This is a genomic window from Flagellimonas sediminis (genome assembly GCF_010500845.1).
Classification (GTDB): domain Bacteria; phylum Bacteroidota; class Bacteroidia; order Flavobacteriales; family Flavobacteriaceae; genus Flagellimonas; species Flagellimonas sediminis.
On the sequence record NZ_JAAAMI010000029.1, the window covers coordinates 1 to 696 of the forward strand.

General features: G+C 33.0%; 1 protein-coding gene. It reads left to right on the top strand.

What is annotated here, in order from left to right:
* Nucleotides 1-559 (top strand): hypothetical protein (locus GTK07_RS19140; RefSeq protein WP_203583849.1); only part of this gene is annotated, 559 nt, incomplete at its 5' end.
* Nucleotides 560-696 lie beyond the last annotated feature (137 nt).

The following is a 696-nucleotide window of genomic DNA, read 5'->3' on the forward strand; positions in this document are numbered from 1 at the left end:
GTTGTGTGTCATACTGAAAAACTGCATGGAATTGATAATCGCTTTTTTAATCATAATAATTTTAGGTATCGGAATTCCTATTGGAATTTCTTTTTTGATTTACAAGTGGATTAAGAAAAAAGGATTTGACAAAAGATTAAGAATCTTTGCTCTAACTCCAATTTTAATCATTGGATATTTTATTTATGGAGCAATTTATCCTTCATCGGACTTTTATAAAACGGACTTTAAAGAAGTTACGAATATGGATTTCCCAAATAGCGGAATAATAAAATATAAAACAGCCTCATATCCTGACCATTTTGGAGATTATACTTCCTCCTTTTTAGCCGAGTTTGAGCAAGCGGACTTAAAAAAACTCGAAAATCAACTAAAAGCAAACGGATTCGAGAAAAAGGAAAATAAAATGCATTCTAACGAACTTGAATACATTGAGCAAAAAAAAGGTAGAAAAAACTACTCTAAACAATATATAATTGACACAATTGCGAGTAAGCATTATTCTGTCGGATTTTTGGATGATAATAAATCAATAATTGTAACAAGAGTAAGCTGGTAAAAGTACGAACACACAACACCGGCTATAGTTCATTGCTTCTGACTTTCCTTTCGGAAAGTCCTTGCAAATTTGCTATCTTCGGTTTACGGCGGAAAATCCGCGCGGATTTTCACGCAACGAAACCATAGCCAAACACG